At 70.8% G+C, this 16,012-nt stretch carries 12 protein-coding genes; 11 read left to right on the top strand and 1 reads right to left on the bottom strand.

Features of this window, described 5'->3' with window-relative positions; all coding sequences use genetic code 11:
• Positions 1–133 precede the first annotated feature (133 nt).
• Entirely contained in the window at positions 134–889 is a 756-nt protein-coding gene (locus R2J75_RS11255; protein ID WP_243332228.1) for a response regulator, read from the bottom strand.
• A 66-nt stretch (positions 890–955) separates the two neighbouring features.
• Between R2J75_RS11255 and priA the strand changes: the two genes are divergently transcribed.
• From priA to R2J75_RS11200, 11 genes are all read left to right on the top strand, one after another.
• A complete protein-coding gene (priA, locus tag R2J75_RS11250) occupies positions 956–3,241 on the top strand; it encodes a replication restart helicase PriA (RefSeq protein ID WP_316410153.1) in 2,286 nt (761 codons plus the stop codon).
• 185 nt (positions 3,242–3,426) lie between these two features.
• On the top strand, positions 3,427–4,122 hold the full coding sequence (locus tag R2J75_RS11245) for a pilus assembly FimT family protein (protein ID WP_316410152.1): 696 nt from the start codon (positions 3,427–3,429) through the stop codon (positions 4,120–4,122).
• Complete coding sequence (pilV, locus tag R2J75_RS11240) at positions 4,104–4,685, top strand: type IV pilus modification protein PilV (RefSeq protein ID WP_243332239.1); 582 nt, start codon at positions 4,104–4,106, stop codon at positions 4,683–4,685. Before R2J75_RS11245 ends, pilV begins: the two co-directional genes overlap by 19 nt.
• Positions 4,672–5,823, top strand: a complete 1,152-nt coding sequence (locus R2J75_RS11235) for a PilW family protein (RefSeq protein ID WP_316410150.1) — start codon at positions 4,672–4,674, stop codon at positions 5,821–5,823. Before pilV ends, R2J75_RS11235 begins: the two co-directional genes overlap by 14 nt.
• Entirely contained in the window at positions 5,823–6,566 is a 744-nt protein-coding gene (locus R2J75_RS11230; protein WP_243332244.1) for a pilus assembly PilX N-terminal domain-containing protein, read from the top strand. The genes R2J75_RS11235 and R2J75_RS11230 overlap by 1 nt, the downstream gene beginning before the upstream one ends.
• A 34-nt stretch (positions 6,567–6,600) precedes the next feature.
• Positions 6,601–11,358 (top strand): pilus assembly protein, encoded by a 4,758-nt coding sequence (locus tag R2J75_RS11225; RefSeq protein WP_316410149.1) that lies wholly within the window; start codon positions 6,601–6,603, stop codon positions 11,356–11,358.
• A 28-nt stretch (positions 11,359–11,386) separates the two neighbouring features.
• Positions 11,387–11,809, top strand: coding sequence for a type IV pilin protein (locus R2J75_RS11220; protein ID WP_243332248.1), 423 nt, complete (start codon positions 11,387–11,389; stop codon positions 11,807–11,809).
• Between the two features lie 161 nt (positions 11,810–11,970).
• The gene (locus R2J75_RS11215) at positions 11,971–12,981 is read left to right on the top strand and encodes a hypothetical protein (protein WP_316410148.1); all 1,011 of its coding nucleotides are present in this window, start codon (positions 11,971–11,973) and stop codon (positions 12,979–12,981) included.
• Positions 12,978–13,418, top strand: coding sequence for a hypothetical protein (locus tag R2J75_RS11210; RefSeq protein ID WP_243332250.1), 441 nt, complete (start codon positions 12,978–12,980; stop codon positions 13,416–13,418). Before R2J75_RS11215 ends, R2J75_RS11210 begins: the two co-directional genes overlap by 4 nt.
• 64 nt (positions 13,419–13,482) lie before the next feature.
• Positions 13,483–14,274, top strand: a complete 792-nt coding sequence (rsmA, locus tag R2J75_RS11205; protein ID WP_243332252.1) for a 16S rRNA (adenine(1518)-N(6)/adenine(1519)-N(6))-dimethyltransferase RsmA — start codon at positions 13,483–13,485, stop codon at positions 14,272–14,274.
• Between the two features lie 16 nt (positions 14,275–14,290).
• A complete protein-coding gene (locus R2J75_RS11200; protein WP_243332254.1) occupies positions 14,291–16,009 on the top strand; it encodes a ribonuclease J in 1,719 nt (572 codons plus the stop codon).
• The last annotated feature ends 3 nt before the right edge of the window (positions 16,010–16,012 follow it).

Raw genomic sequence — 16,012 nt, 5'->3', positions numbered from 1 at the left:
TGCGAATTCGGGCTGGCAGCGGGTGCTCCAGGATTTCGCCTTCAACTTGCAGGACCGGATCCTGCCCGCCAAGACTGGTCGTCCCTGAGGGACTTGGAAAAGCTAGGCCAGTATGCGGAGGGGGTTAAAATTGTCAAGCGCCAGTCGTTGGCCCGGTTCCTTCCAGGGCGGACGAGAACCGGCGGCGGAGATCGCCGAGTTCCTTGGACTTGAAGGAACCCTTGGTCCGCTCCAGCACGTCCACCCCCTCCCGCAGGGTCTCCTGGAGCAGGCCGAGCCGGGGGCAGTCCCGGATGCCGCACACCCCCTGGGAGGCGGAGGTCTGGAGGGCCACGTCCAGGAGCTGCTTGAGCTCCAGGGTCGAGGCGGCGAGGTTGCCCAGGACCAGCCCGACCAGGCCGGACAGGGGCATGACGCCCATGCTGGCCGGGGCCGACCGGATATCGGCCTCCACCGCCCGCATCTCGTCCGCCCAGGTCTGGAGGCGGCGCGACGACTCCAGGGCGAGGGACTGCACCTTGCGCAGGCGGAGGCCGGTCTGGAGGGGCCCCATCAGCTCCTCCAGGGTGAACGGCTTCACCAGGTAGGCCAGGACCGCGTTGCCCATGGCCTCGAGGGCGGTGTCCACGGAGGGGTGGCCCGTCATGAGCACGACGGGGAGGCCGGCGTTGCGCTCCGGGATGCTCCGCACCAGGTCCAGCACCTTGCCGCCGGGCATGACGATGTCGGAGACCAGGATGTCGTAGCTGTTGGCCTCCAGGAGGGCGCGGGCCTCCGGGACCGAGGCGGCCGGGTCGACGGTGAAGCCCTGCATCTCGAGGAGCTGGGCCATGGCCTGGAGGAACACATCCTCATCGTCGGCAAGGAGAAGGCGGCCTTTGGATTCCATGGGGCTCCCGGGTGCGTGGTCCATTGGGGTCTGGCCAGGGATTCTATCGCGATATGATCGCAGGGCATGCCCAGCCCCGTTCCGACCCGCATCGAGCTCGCCCGCCCCGTTCCGCCGCTGACCTACCTCGCCCCCGCCGGCCTCGCGCCGGGGGTCCGGGTCCAGGTGCGGCTGCGGAGCGGCAAGGCGGTGGGCGTCGTCCTGGGGCCCGATCCCGCCCCGCCCGAGGTCCGCCTGAAGCCCGTGGACGCGGTCCTGGATCCCTTCCCGCTCCTGCCGGCCCGGCTCCGGGACCTCCTGGATTTCGCCGCCCGCTACTACGGGTGCGGTCTCGCCCACCTGCTTCCCCTCTGCCTGCCCTCCGCCGTCGTGCCCGACTGGGACACGGTCCTTCCCGACGGCCGAACGCTGGCCCAGCTCCGGGAGGCCGACGACTGGGGCGGCTTGACCGCCCTGGGGGAGGCCTGGCACGCGGGCACCCTCGACCTGCCGACCCTCTTCCACCGCCGGGGCGGGCGGGGGGCGGGGGTCATGGAAGTCCGGTTGACCGGCGCCCCCCATCCGCCCCGGGTCACGCCCAGCCAGGCCAAGGTCCTGCGGGCCCTGGAGGCCGCGGGGGGCGCCCTCCTGGAGGGGGAGCTCCTGGAGGCCTGCGCGGTGGGGGCCGGCGTGTTCGCCACCCTGGAGAAGCACGGGGTGGTGTCCCGCACCCGGCGCATCGACCTCCTGTCCCAGCGGCGGGTGGAGGAGCCGGATCGGCGGGTGGCGCTGAACGCCGAGCAGGTGGCCGCCGTGGAAGCCGTCGGCCTGGACGCCTTCGGCGCCCACCTCCTGTACGGCATCACCGGCAGCGGCAAGACCGAGGTGTACCTGGCCCTGGCGGAGCGCGTGCTGGCCCGGGGCCGGCGGGTGCTCTGGCTCGTCCCCGAAATCGGCCTGACGCCGCGGCTCCTGGCCCGCCTTGAAGCCCGATTCCCCGGTCAGGTGGCCGTCGGCCACGCCGGCCTGAACGCCACGGAAAAACAGGCGGATGTCGTTCGCCTCCTCCAGGACGGGGCGCCCCTCTTCGTGGGGGTGCGCAACGCCGTTCTGGCCCCCCTGCGCGATGTGGGGCTGATCGTCGTGGATGAGGAGCAGGAGGGGTCGTACAAGAGCGAGGAGCACCCCCGCATCCACGCCCGGGACCTGGCCATCAAGCGTGCCCAGCTGGAGGGGTGCCCGGTGGTGCTGGGGAGCGCCACCCCCTCCCTGGAGAGCTGGCAGGCCGCGCAGGCCGGCCGCTACAAGCGCATCGTCCTGCGCCAGCGACCCCGGGGGGTCACCCTCCCCACCGTGCAGGTGGTGGATCTGCGGGACGCCTTCAAGGAGGCCCGCAAGCGCGTCGTCTTCGCGCCGCGGCTCCTGACCGCCCTGGGGGAGACCCTGGCCCGCGGGGAGCAAGCCATGCTCCTGCTGAACCGGCGGGGCTTCGAGAACTTCTGGATGTGCCGGGCCTGCGGGCGCACCTTCGAATGCCCCCACTGCGCCCTCAGCCTCACCTTCCACAAGGGCGCCTGGCGCCTCCGGTGCCACCTCTGCGGCTTCGAGACCGCCCCCCCCGAGGCCTGCATCCACTGCGGGGCCGAGCACATCCGGGGGGTGGGGGAGGGCACCGAGCAGATCGAGGACCAGCTGCGCGCCCTCTTCCCCGCCGCCCGCATCCTCCGCCTGGACCGGGACACCACCTCCCGGCGGGGCTCCCTGGAGGCGGGCCTCCTGGCCGCGGAGGCCGGGGAGGTGGACGTGCTGGTGGGCACCCAGATGCTGGCCAAGGGCCACACCTTCCCCCGCCTGACCCTCGTGGGGATCCTGAACGCCGACCTGGGCCTCAAGATCGCGGACTTCCGGGCTGCCGAGCGCACCTTCCAGCTCCTCACCCAGGTGGCGGGCCGGGCCGGCCGCGCCGAGCTGCCCGGCCGGGTGATCCTCCAGACCTACAGCCCCGACCACCCCGCCATCGTCCACGCCGTGGCCCAGGACTTCGAAGCCTTCGCCGCCGAGGAACTGCCCTACCGGGAGGCCCTGGGCTACCCCCCCTACGCCGCCATGAGCCTCTACCGGAGCGAGGGCGCCACCCCCCAGGAGGCCCTGGATCCCCTCCGGGCCCTGCGGGCGAGCCTGGAGCGCGTCCCCGGCCTCCGCATCCTGGGCCCCCTGGAGGCCCCCATCGCCAAGGTCAAGGACCGCTACCGCTTCCAGCTCCTCCTCAAGGCCGCGGGCCGCGGCCCCCTGGGCGAGGCCATGCGCGCCGCCCCCCTCCTCCCCGGGGGCCCCGTCAGTCTGGACCGGGATCCCCTGAGCTTCGGGGTGTAGCGGAGGGCAAGGGCCCCCTGGCCGCTCCGGACGGGGTGTGTATTTTTTAGTCACAGCCCGCCCGGTCTGCGGGGGGCCCCCGGTCGGGTCGGTGTAATCGTCTGAAAAGCAAGTGTTTAAATTCAAGGCTACGCCCGGCCGGTAAAAGCTACCTTCTCTCCAGAGAAGAAGAGGAGGCGTCAGCCATGATCGCGTCATCGCCCGGGGCGGTCCGGGGCAGGTCAGCCGGAGCCGGATTCTCGATGATCGAGTTGATGGTGGTCCTGGTCATCATCGGCATCCTCGCCTTCGTGGGCGTCTTCGCCCTCACGCCCAAGTCCCCCGGCGCCGTGAAGGCCGGGCTCATCGAAGCGGCGGCCGCCCTCAAGCAGGCCCGGGGCCTGGCCATGGTGGGCGGCAAGAACGTCAACTTCGTCGTCACCGAGAATCCGGTCCGCCTCCAGGTCTTCGACCTCAAGCCGGACGGGAGCGTGAACACCGTCCCCCTCATGGACGTGACCTTCGCGGACAGCTGGCAGCGGAACGCCACCTTCTTCCGCGACCTGCCGCCTCCGGTGGGCACGGAGGCCGAGCCCGTCCAGGGCCTGGCCTCCCTGGCCACCCTCGGGTTCGCCAACTGGGACACCCCCGTGGCCGTGGGCGCGAGCAAACAGGGCTTCTCGTCGGCCGGCCTGCCCCAGACCGTCGACAGCACCGGGAACCGGACCGATGTGACCGGCGGCATGTGGCTGGGCGTGGCCGGCCGGAGCCCCAACCAGAAGGGGACGCCCTACGGGGTCATCTTCATCACAGGACGAGGGACCATCGAGACCTATTACAAGGCCGACTCTGGCTTGACCAGGGCCGAGCGCGCGGAGGCGGCGTGGCGACGACTGGACTGATGGATCGGCTGCGCGAGGGGGAGCGCGGCTTCACCCTGGTGGAGATGCTGATGGCCACCCTCATCCTGGCCATCGGCCTGCTTGGGCTGGCGGCCCTCCAGGTCGCCTCCGTGAGCCAGGGCACCACCTCCCGGCAGATGGGCACGGCCACCTACATCGCCCATGGCCTCCTGGACCGCATCCAGGCCGAAGGGGCGGTGACGAGCGCCGAGCGGATGGTCAATCCCGACGGCACCGTCAGCCTGTCAGGCCGGACCTTCACCTTCATCGACCCCGTCGCGGCCTCGGCGACCGCCTCCCCGGTGGCCGGGCCCGGTTTCACCCTCCTCGGCCTGCGCCAGGACGACCCCTACTACACCACCGAGGGCAGCCAAGGCTACGGCGCCGACAAGTCCATCGTCTTCTCCACCACGTGGTCGCGGAAGGCCGGGGACCTCTACCCCTACGCCAAGACCGCCCTCCAGGAATTCACGGTGAACGTGACCTGGCAGGAATTCGATCCCCGGTCCCCCAACGTCCCCAAGTCCAGGGCCTTCTCGGTGAGCCGCTATGTGCGCATGTGAATCGAGCCGGCGGAACCGGTCCCTGGGGTTCTCCCTGACGGAACTCCTCATTGCCGTGGTCTTCACCTCCTTCCTCATGGCGGGCATGTACAAGGTCTTCACGGCCAACGTCAGCGCCTTCTCCACCACCCTGGAGCTGAGCGGCATGCAGCGGAACGCCCGCTGGGCCCTGGCCCTCCTCCAGAACGACGTCCAGCAGGCGGGGTACCTGATGCCACCCCGGGTCGTCACCGAGCTGCTCGCCAACACCCAGCCGGCCATCCTCATCGAGACCAGCGCCAATGCCGTGACCCTCACGCACAGCGACGGCACCACCGAGTCCATCGGCAACCCCGACGAACTCCAGGTGGTCATGGACGTGCCCCTCACCACCCAGGCCACGGTCGCCGCCGATACGGCCCCCGGCGGCACCTCCCTGGGGTGCGCCTTCGCGTCGGGCGGCGCCCTCGTGAAGAGCGGCGACATCATCTTCGTCAAGGACTCGGCCATGGAGCTCTTCGTGGCGTCGGCCGCCCCCGACAAGGACGGCCTGGTCAGCTTCACCACCGGCGGCGACCTCCAGAACGACTACGGCAACAACGTGGTCAATCCGCTGATCTCCGGCCAGGTGATGAAGGCCCACAAGAAGGGTGCCGAAGTGGGCTTCATCCGGCCCCTGCAGGTGGTCAGCTACACCATCCAGGCCCTGGCCCTGGATCCCTCCAACAGCGCGGCGACCGTGCCCTGCCTGGTGCGCCGCACCCGGACCCTGGGCGGCTCCTGGGGCACGGCGGAAGTGATCATGGAGGGCGTGACCTCCTTCAAGCTCGACTGGAGCCTGGATGGCGGCCAGACCTGGATCCGCCAGGTCAACAACCTCGCCACGAGCCAGTGGGCGGCGATCCAGACCGCGACCGCCTCGGCCTTCACCACCCTCGCCTCCCAGAGTCCGCTGGCCGCGTCCCTCCCCGGGGGCATGTCCAGCGCGACCGATCCGTTCTGGTTCAACTACGCCTCCGTCCTCCTGAAGATCGATGTGGAGACGCGCACGCAGCTCCGGCGCACCGAGTACGCCAAGACGCCCAACCAGGCCGCGTACCGGACCCGGCGGGAAACCCTGTTCGTCTCTCCGCGCAACTTCGCCCTCGGTGCCCCATGATGTCTCCGCGCCCCCAAATCCCCTCCCGGCCCTCCGAACAGGGCGGCCTGGTCATCCTGATCGCCTTCATCATCCTGGCCACCATGACCATCGCGGCCCTGGCCGTGAGCCAGACCTCCCTGCGGGACCTGGCCATCACCGGCAACGAAGGCACCGGCCGCAAGGCGGCGGAAGCCGCCGACAGCGGCATCGACTGGGTGATCACCTGGAGCAACCCCGACGCCGGCAAGACCATCAACGCGACCACCGACGCCCTGGGCAACAACACCAGCACCCTCTCCCAGGCCTCCCTCACGGGCGGGCGCCTCTACGTCCAGCAGCAGATGCAGAAGATCCTCCTGGCCCTGGGCTCGGACGACCCGACCATCCTCGTGCCCGGCGACGATCCCCAGCCCAACACCCCCGGGGCGGGGGATTACGGCCTGCTCAGCAAGCAGACCGGCTCCACCCGGTTCTTCCTGCGGAGCGTCGACTACACGGCCACCACGGCCCCCGAACTCTTCCAGACGGGCTACGTCAAGGGCTCCAGCACCTTCCTCCAGCCCTCCGTCGTCCAGCAGGCCTTCGACACGGAGGTCCGCTACCTGGGCCGGCCCCTCTCCGCCCTGGGCAGCGGCGGCAAGGCCAAGGTCACCGGGGGCATGTTCCTGCTGAGGAGCACCGGACGGGCCAACATCGTCGGAACCACCCAGGCCTTCGTCGCCCAGCGGGAGGCCCTGGTGGAATACGCGCCAGGGCAGTGACGCACGACCCCACCCTTCGCACCCGGAGTCTCCCATGCGATTCAAGCATGCCGCAGTCCACCTGATGAGCCTCGCCGTCGCCTTCGCCCTCCGGGCGCAGGTGGAGCCGAACCTCATGACCGCCACCGACCTGAGCGACGTGTACAAGTCCAAGTCCGGGTCCGGCAAGCTGGTCCTCATCCTGGACTCCACGGTCGCGAGCCGGGGCGTCTTCGAGAGCTACGACTACCTCACCAACAAGGCCCGGTCCGCCTTCCTGGGGGCCGGGGCCCACGTGGACCCCGGGGACGTCAGCGCCGCCACCGTGTTCTTCAAGCCCGGCGGCGGGTCCGCCCTGAGCCGCGGCAACCCCATCCTCGGCTACGTCTTCGGCATGCGCAACAACAACGGCCGCGCCGAGGTGCGCATGTACACCTGGCCCAGCGGCAGCCCCGTGACGGTCCGGACCGCCGTGGGCGCCTCCACGGACCTGGTGGGGTATCCCATGGCCCTGGTGGGCCCCGGCACCAAGATGGCCGAGGTGCCCTACACCACGGATGCGAAGACGACCCTCGCCCACGCCACCGGCAATCCCGTCACCCACATCCGGTTCTCCCTCACCGTGGGCTCCACCGGCAAGGGCGGCAATGCCACGCCCATCGTGCGCACCATCGACCTGCCGTGCCCCTGGAACCTCTTCGACTCCCCCAGCTTCGTCGCCGAACCGCCGGTTCCCACGACGGGCAACAAGTTCCCGGTGCCCCAGCCGTACCAGCGCAATTTCTCCCGGCGGCTCACTTACCAGACGGGCCATGCAGGGATCGCCTACGACAGCTTCTCCAACACGTCCGCCAACGCCGCCCGGAAGATCGACCATTACGACGACGAGATCCTCGGCCAGTTCTACTACTCGCCGGACTACCTCTCCTGGATCTTCTACGGCCAGTCCATCCGGGGGGTCTACGCCCTGACCGGGAACAAGGCGGGCACGGTGACCTGGGCCGCCAACACCTATGGCTACGCCAACGGCTACGCGGTGCCCTCGGTCACCGACACCACCTCCGTTTCGGACGGGGGTACCGGCAAGACCACGGCCCTGGCGGAAGGGTACGCCAACCACCTGCCCGTCATGAACCGCCTCCAGGCGGAGAAGGTGGCCGTCATCAACGCCTTCATTTCCAAGTGGGGCAAGGGCGTCTGGTACTACCGCTTCCTGGCCCCCGCCTACGGGGACCCCGCCAACGACGAGGAACTGACCGCCACGGCCTACGCCACCCCCAGCACGTACCGGGCGGACCGGTCCGGGGCCGAGACGAACCCCGCCTACCTGTCCGACCTCCGGTCCCTCACGGGCGCCCTGCTGACGGGGGGCACCAGCGCCCTCCAGGGCATCGGCCCCAAGGACCTGGTGGGGACCCAGACCCAGGCCATTTCGGACTGGGGGTCCAACGACGCCTCGTACGACGCCTACACCCCCGGGCCCCTCGCCGTGGCCCTGGCCAACACGTACCGGAAGATCGTCCGGGATACCACCAAGTTCGGCTCCGGCTCCTGCGGCGGGGACGTGGTGGTCGTGCCCCTGTCGGCCACCGCCATGAACGACTCCCTGTCCGCCGCCGGCGACCAGGCTGCGGCCTACAGCGGCTCCAGTTCCGGCTACTACTCGTACACCCACGGCAACAGCGGCCTGAGCAAGGGCGGAGCCAACTACCCCGTCGCCGCGATCAGCAGCCAGATGGCCGGCGGGGGCTTCGTTCCCGGCAGCGACTACTTCCATCCCGCGGTGATGGCCGCCTACGCCGCCTTCGGGCTCAACGGGGTCACCAACAACAGCGCCAACTATGACGCGCCCTGGAACGACCCCGGCACCAAGAAGTCCCTCTCCATCCAGACCATGGTCGTGAGCCTGGCCGTGCCCGGCACCTACGTGCTCGCCAGCGACAACAACGGCCGGAACCCCCACGAGGAGTTCTTCGACGTGGCCCAGTGGGGCAACCCCAAGAACCCCCGCTGGGCCGCCTCCAACCCGGCCCCCTCCAGTGACCTGATCTACTTTTACCAGTCGGCCAACTCCAACAACGTCCGGTACTTCCCGACGGCCGACCCGACCTCGCTGGAACAGGCCATCAATGACGCCGCCAGCTACGTGGTCTACGGCAAGGCGGCCCTCTCCGCCCCCGCGACCCCGGCCACGGGTGTCCAGAACGCCAACCAGGCCTACTTCGGCACCTTCCAGACCACCGCGACCACGGACGCCACGGCCCGGGTCCCCCTGTGGACCGGCAACCTGTACGCCATCGGCCTGAAGCGCGCCACCGTCCCCGGCACCGCCCTGGGCACCGTCCAGAACATCATCCAGTTCTACGGCATCGACGACTCGACCGGCAATTTCACCCCCATCAACAACACGGGCACCAACACGGCCGACTTCGACGTCCTGAACCTCTGGAGCGCCTACACCATCTTCGGGAACTACCAGAAGACCCAGGGGAACCCCGACAAGATCCTGGGCGGCACGCCCCTCTCCTGGAAGAGCCGGACCGCGTACATCCTGGGCGACGTCAACACGCTCGAGACCTACACCCATTCCGCGAACGGCGCCGGCAGTTCGACCCAGCTCACGCGCATCAAGGGCTGGATGACGGCCAAGGACCCCACGGGCCGCTACTACCTGTCCTCCTGGGTCGCCGCCAACGGCGCCCCCTCCGACGACGACGCCCGCAACCTCATGCGCTTCCTGCTCGGGGCCTTCGAGGCCACCAACAACACCGACCTGCGGAACCGGGACAAGACCGACACCGACAGCTCGGGCAACCTCCTGGGCCACCTGAACATCATGGGCGACATCGTCGACTCGGCCCCCCTGGCCATCGAGCTCTCCAAGAGCCTCGCCGACACCCTGCCCAGCAAGGTCACCGGCGACCAGTTCTACACGGACGCCTACGGCTCGGGGTACACGGACCCCCACACCCGGCTCATCATCGTGGGCACCAACACGGGGAACCTCCACTGCTTCGTGGAGGTGGCGGCCAAGGCCACCACCAGCAACGACGAGGGCTACTACAAGGCCAAGGCCTACGAGCTCTGGACCTTCCTGCCCCCCAACCTCTTCCCCATGCTCTGGGACCTGTACAACCAGAAGGGCCAGCAGGATCCCAAGATCTACAAGCACCACTACGGGGTGGACGGCGACGCCGTGCTCTTCCACGTGGACAAGCCCTCCATCGGCAGCGTCACCGGGGACACCCGGGTGGGCAGCGGCGAGGACGCCACCGTCATCTTCAGCTTCCGCAAGGGGGCCCGGGACTACTTCGCCATCAACATCTCGAATTCCGGGCTCTCCGGCGTGACCCCCGGCAACCCCAGGCTGGCCTGGTGGATCCGGCCCACCACGGGCGACATCGTCAAGGCGACCGGGACGGACAGCTCCAACGCCTCCCTCCTCCGGACCATGGGCATGAGCACCAGCGTGCCCACGTTCGGCTACGTGCGGGATGCCATGAGCGCCCTCCGGCGCTGCGTCTTCATCACCGGCGGCTACGCCAACGACGAGATCAACGCCCGCTACCTCAATGACGACGCCCTGGCCGGGACCAGCTACTTCCAGAGCGGCCTCGGGCGCCTGGTGATGGCCCTCGATCCCATGACCGGCGACCACGTGCGGACCTATCCCTGGGATTTCCGCACCTCCCCCTCCGGGACCACCGTCGGCGCCATTCCCGGCGGCGTCATCCCCGTCTCCGTCATCGACCAGGCCGCGGGCCTCACCAACCGCGTCTACTTCGGCGACATGACGGGCGGCGTCTGGGCCCTGAACGCCGACAAGGTCGCCAAGGTCGCCACCTTCCGGTCCGATTCGGCGAACATCAACGAATGGGTCGATTCCAGCAAGGTCCGGCTCATCTACCGGGATCCCAGTGTCCGGTTCACCACGGCCCCCGACGCCTTCCGGCTCCCCGGCGACTTCCCCGTGATGGTCCGGGTGGACGCCACCACGGCCGTCAAGCCCGTCACCGTCATGGTGGCCATCGGCGCCGGCGACCGCAACAACCCGGGCGACTACCCCGAGGACTTCAGCTACACCAACAGCAGCGGCGCCACGGTCAGCGCGACCCGGAACCCGGCCCCCTACAACCGGTTCTACCTGCTCGCCGACCTCCAGAACGCCGCCTCGGCCATCACCGACAGCCAGCTCCAGCCCATCACCAGCGCCTGGGCGACCTCGTACAGCGACGCCCGGGTCAACGCGGGGTCCCCCACCTACCTCTGGGGCCAGTTCACCCCCTCCACCAACAGCGGGAGCAACTACAAGTACGGCTGGTACATCGACCTCCCCCACACCGACACCGCCAACCCCCTCCTGGCCCCGGCGGGCGACAGCCCGAACCTGACCCGGGACAAGGTCCTCGTGAGCCCGCTCATCAAGGACGGGGCCGTCTTCTACTCCCTGTTCAACATCTACGGCTCCTCGGGCTTCGCCTGCTCCCCCTTCAGCACCACGCGCACCTTCCGCCAGTGCGACGTGCTCCGGCCCCTCTACTTCGACCCCGAGATCGACGTCACCTCCGCCAAGGTGGGGGACATCACGAACGGCACCGGCGCCTCCAGCGTCGACGGCTGCTCGGGTCTGGCCTTCTCCTTCAACTCCCTGTCGAGCCAGCTCGTGGACGCGGGCGACTACGTCATGCAGGGCGGGGCCAAGGCCTCCCTGGCCGAGGGCACCAAGGGGGCCAACACCCCCGACATCCAGGCCGTGAAGGACACCAGCAGCTCGCGGGGCTTCCGCATTCGCAACTGGCGGGTGGTGCGCTAAGATTCGGTACCGTCCCAGGAGTCCAGCCATGATCCCAAGGAAATCCGCCCAAGGTTTCTCCCTCGTGGAGCTCCTGCTCGTCCTGGCCATCATCGGCATCCTGTCGGCCATCGCCATCCCCTCGTACCTGGGCCAGCGGCGGCGCGCCCGCATCGTCGGCGACGCCAAGGCCAATGCCCAGGTCCTGCGGATGCAGCTCGAGAACCACAAGGCCGAGGTGGGCCTCTACGGCACGGCGGGCACCTACACCTGGAGTTCGGCGGCGACCCCCGCCGCCTCGACCTCCCCCGCGCCGGGCTTCACGGCCAAAGGCGGCACCCAGATGACCTACGTGCTGACCATCGGGTCCACCGGCCTCACCTACGGCCTGGACGTCAAGGACAAGACCCTCGCCAACGCGGTCGTCTTCACCACCAACCAGAACGGCAGCAACGTCTTCACCCTCCAGTAGCCCCGGCAGGGCCGGACGGCGGCTGTCACCTGGGGGAACACTCGGCGCCCCTCCCGGACCCGGTTGACCGGGCGGGAGGGGCCAACCGCGGATAGGCGTGGCGTTGGCGCGGCGGGCGCGCCGCCCCCCGCGGTCCCATCCTGCCGGCCTGGAGGTGGCCGGTGGCGGGGGCGCGGGGCACGACCCTGGTGGAGGTCCTGGTGGCCGCGGCCCTCCTGGGCACGGGCCTGCTCGGCCTGCTCCGGCTCCTCACGGGGTGCCTGCGGGCGGAGGGGGAGGTCCGGCGCCACCTGGAGGCCCGCCTCGCCGTCCAGGCCGCCCTGGAGGCCGGGCAGCTGGAGGAGCGTCCGGACTGGCTGGCCCTGGAGGTGCGGGAGGGGGAGGGCCGGCGCGAGGTCCGGGCCCGGTGGCGGGAGGGCGCCCGGGTCCGGGAGCTGGTGTTCGTCCGTCGGCTACCCCGGGGCCATTGCCTGGCCGAGCTCATGATGGCCCTGGGCCTGACCGGGCTGCTCCTGGCGGGCACCCTCCAGATCCTGGCCGCCCTGGGGCTGGGGGGCCGGCGCCTGGGGGAACGGCTCGAGGCCCAGTTGGACCTCCGCTGCGCCGCGGCGGGCCTGGTGCCCCTGATCCAGGGCATGGGCTACCGCCACCCCTGGGCGGCCGGTCCCGGCGCGCCGGGACCGGACCGGGGCCGGCCCCTCCTGGGGGAGGGCCGGCTCTGCTTCGTCCGGGACCGCCTCCTGGCCTCCGGCCTCCGCCTGGAGGCCCTGGAACCGGGGGGGCGGGCATGGGTCGGGGGGGACCACGGCCGGCTCCTCCCCGGGGACCGGCTGGTGCGCTGGGCGGGCCCTCCGGGCAGCCTCCTCCTCCCAGCCGGCGCCGGGCCGGGGCGGCCGGTCGAGGCCCTGGGGGCCCTGGGCGGCGCCTGGGCGGTCGGAGCCGCCCTGGTGCCCGTGCGGTGCGGGGAGGTCGTGGAGGTGGGCCCTGTAGGCCCGGAGGGCGGGCTGCGTTGGCGGGCCGGGCGGGGGCGGGACCTGGGCCGGATGCCCGGGATCCAGCGATTCCAACCGGAGGCCTGGGCCGGCACCGGGGTCCGGATCCGCCTGGAGGTCCGGCGGGGGAGGACCCGCCTGGCGGGGACCCTCGCGGCCCGGCCGCGGACCCCGCCGTGAGGGGGCGGCAGAGGGGCGCGGCCCTCCTCCTGGCCGTGGCGGGGCTCCTGGCCCTGGCGGCGCCGGCCCTCCTCCTGCTCCACGGGGCCCTCCTGCGGGCCTGGGCCATGGAGGGGCAGGCCCTGATGGGGCTCCGGGCCGACCTGGCGGCGGAGGACCTCCGGACCTGGTTCCTGGAGACGGGCTGGCCGGCCTACCTGGGGGAGGCCCCCGTGGAGGGGGCGGCCCCGCCCGCCGCCTTCCTGAACCCGGGGCAGGGGGGGCGCATCCACGTACGTCCGCTCGGTTGCTTGGAGGACGGCCGGCCCCTCTGGGAGGTGGACCTGGACGCCTGGCTCACGGGCCCGGGGGGCGATCGGTGGACCCAGGGGCGCCAGCTCCAGGTGGCCGGCATCCCGCCCGTCCTCCTCGCCTGGCGGACCCTTCCGGGCCGGTGACCGCCGGACGGATCCCCGCCGCCCACCCTTTGGCGCCCCATGCGGGTAGACTTGGAGGGTGCCCTTGGATCCCGACCCCGTCCCCAGCCTCCAACCCAAGAAGGGCTTCGGCCAGCACTTCCTCATCCAGGCCTCGGCCATCCGGGCCATCGTGGACGCGACTCTGGCCGCGCCATCGGTGCGGTTGCTGGAGATCGGCCCGGGGCCCGGGGTCCTGACCGCTCCCCTGCTTGAGGATGGGCGCCCCCTGTGGGCCGTGGACCTGGATCCGGAGGCCATCGAGGTGCTCCAGGCCCGCTTCCGGGACACCCCCCACTTCCATCTGGTCCACGGCGACGCCGTCCACCAGGACCTGCCCCCCGGCCCGCCCTTCGCGGTGGCCGGCAACCTCCCCTACAACGCCTCCACGGCCATCCTGACCCGCTTCCTGCTGGGCGGCCTGCCCTGGGACCGCCTGGTCTTCATGTTCCAGCTGGAGGTGGCCCAGAAGATCATCGGCCGCGCCGGGACCAAGGACTACGGCCCCCTGGCGGTGCTTGCCCAGACGGCAGCCCGGGTGACCCGCCTCCTCAAGCTCGGACCCGGCGCCTTCCGGCCCGCGCCCAAGGTGGATTCCGCCGTGCTGGTCTTCGAGCCCCTGGCCGACGCCCCCCCGCCGGAGGCGCGCCGGGCCCTCCTGGCCCTCCTCCACCGCAGCTTCCAGCACCGGCGGAAGACCCTGGCCAACAACTGGCAGGGCTTCCTGCCCCCCGACCGCATCCAGGCGCTCCTCGCCTCCCAGGGCCTGCCGCCGGCGGTCCGGGCCGAGGCGGTGCCCCCCTCCACGTGGCGCGCCCTGCTGGCGGGCCTACCTTGAATCAGACCCAGGAACCATGAACCACACCTTCCCCCCCTTCGAAGCCTGGCAGACCCCCCCCGCAAAGGACGAGCTCCGCGTCATCCCCATCGGGGGCCTGGGCGAGTTCGGCATGAACGCCATGGTGGTCCACACCGCCCGCACCCTCCTCCTGGTGGACTGCGGCCAGCTCTTCCCCTCCGAGGACCAGCCCGGCATCGACGCCGTCATCCCGGATTTCGCCTACCTCGAGCCCTTCGCCGACAAGGTCAAGGCGGTCCTGCTCACCCACGGCCACGAGGACCACATCGGCGCCCTGCCGTACTTCCTGGAGCGGTGGCCCGTCCCGGTCTACGGCTCCGCCTTCACCATGGCCCTCGTCGAGTCCAAGCTCCGGGAGCACGGGCTCTGGGAGCCCTCCCGCATGCACGTGGTCGAGGACTTCGAGCGCGTGGACATCGGGGGCATCGGCGCGGAGTGGATCCCCGTCACCCATAGCATCCCCGACGCCTGCGCCATCGCGCTCCACACCCCCTGGGGGACGATGGTCCACACCGGCGACTACAAGCTGGACCCCACCCCCGTCGACGGCCGCCTCACGGGCACCGCGCGCCTCCGGGAGCTCGGGGACAAGGGCGTCGCCGTCCTCCTCTCCGATTCCACCAACGTGCTCGCCGTCAAGCCGACCCCCAGCGAGGAAGTCTGCCGGGAGGGGCTCCGGGACGCCATGCGCCTGACCCCGGGCAAGCTCTTCGTGGCGACCTTCAGCTCCAACATCCACCGGATCCAGATCCTCCTGGACCTGGCCTACGAGGAGGACCGGCGCGTCTGCGTCATGGGCCGCTCCATGGAGCGCAACATCGCCGCCGCGCGGGCCCTGAAGCGCCTGGCCCTGCCCGACGACCTGTTCATCGAGCCCAAGGAAGTCAGCCTCTTCCCGCCCCGCCAGGTCATGGTGCTCTGCACCGGCAGCCAGGGCGAGGACATGAGCGCCCTCAACCGCATCGTCAAGGGCGAGGTGAAGGGCGTCAAGATCCTCGACGGGGACCGGCTCGTGCTCAGCTCCCGGGCGATCCCGGGGAACGAGGTCAGCATCAGCCGCATCCTCGACCAGGCCGCGCGGCTCGGGGCCGAGACGACCACCGACGGCCTCGGGACCGTCCACGCCACGGGCCACGGCCACCGGCCCGACGCGGCGGAGATGATCCGGATGGTGCGGCCCCGGGTGATGGCGCCCGTGCACGGCACCTACCGGAACCTCAAGGTCCACGGCCAGCTGGCCGAGAGCCTGGGCTGGCCCCGGGAGCGCATCCTCCTGCTGGACGGCGGCGAGTGCCTGCGGCTCTTCAAGGACGGCCGCGCCGAGTGCGCCGGCAGCGTCCCGGTGGGCAAGTGCTTCGTGGACCAGGGCGTGGACCACCGGGTCGACGCGCGCGTCATCCACGACCGGCTCATCCTCCAGGAGGACGGCATCGTCATCGCGACCCTCGTGGTGGACCCCGACACCGGGGACCTGGCCGCGGAGCCCTCCATCCTGAGCCGCGGCTTCGTCGTCCTGAACGACGACCAGGCCTACAGCGAGCTCCTCCGGGCCACCGTAGCCAACGCCTACGCCGAGGCGCCGCGGGAGATCCGCAAGGACCGGGATCTCCTGGTGGAATTCCTCCGCCAGAACCTGCGGCGCACCATCCGCAAGACCACCCAGACCCGGCCCGTCGTCGTGCCGGTCATCCTGGAGGCCAAGGCCCCCGAATGAGGG

This window comes from Mesoterricola sediminis (assembly GCF_030295425.1).
Taxonomy (GTDB): domain Bacteria; phylum Acidobacteriota; class Holophagae; order Holophagales; family Holophagaceae; genus Mesoterricola; species Mesoterricola sediminis.
Note: the sequence above shows the minus strand (reverse complement) of the source record. Positions and strands in the feature narration are given on the sequence as shown.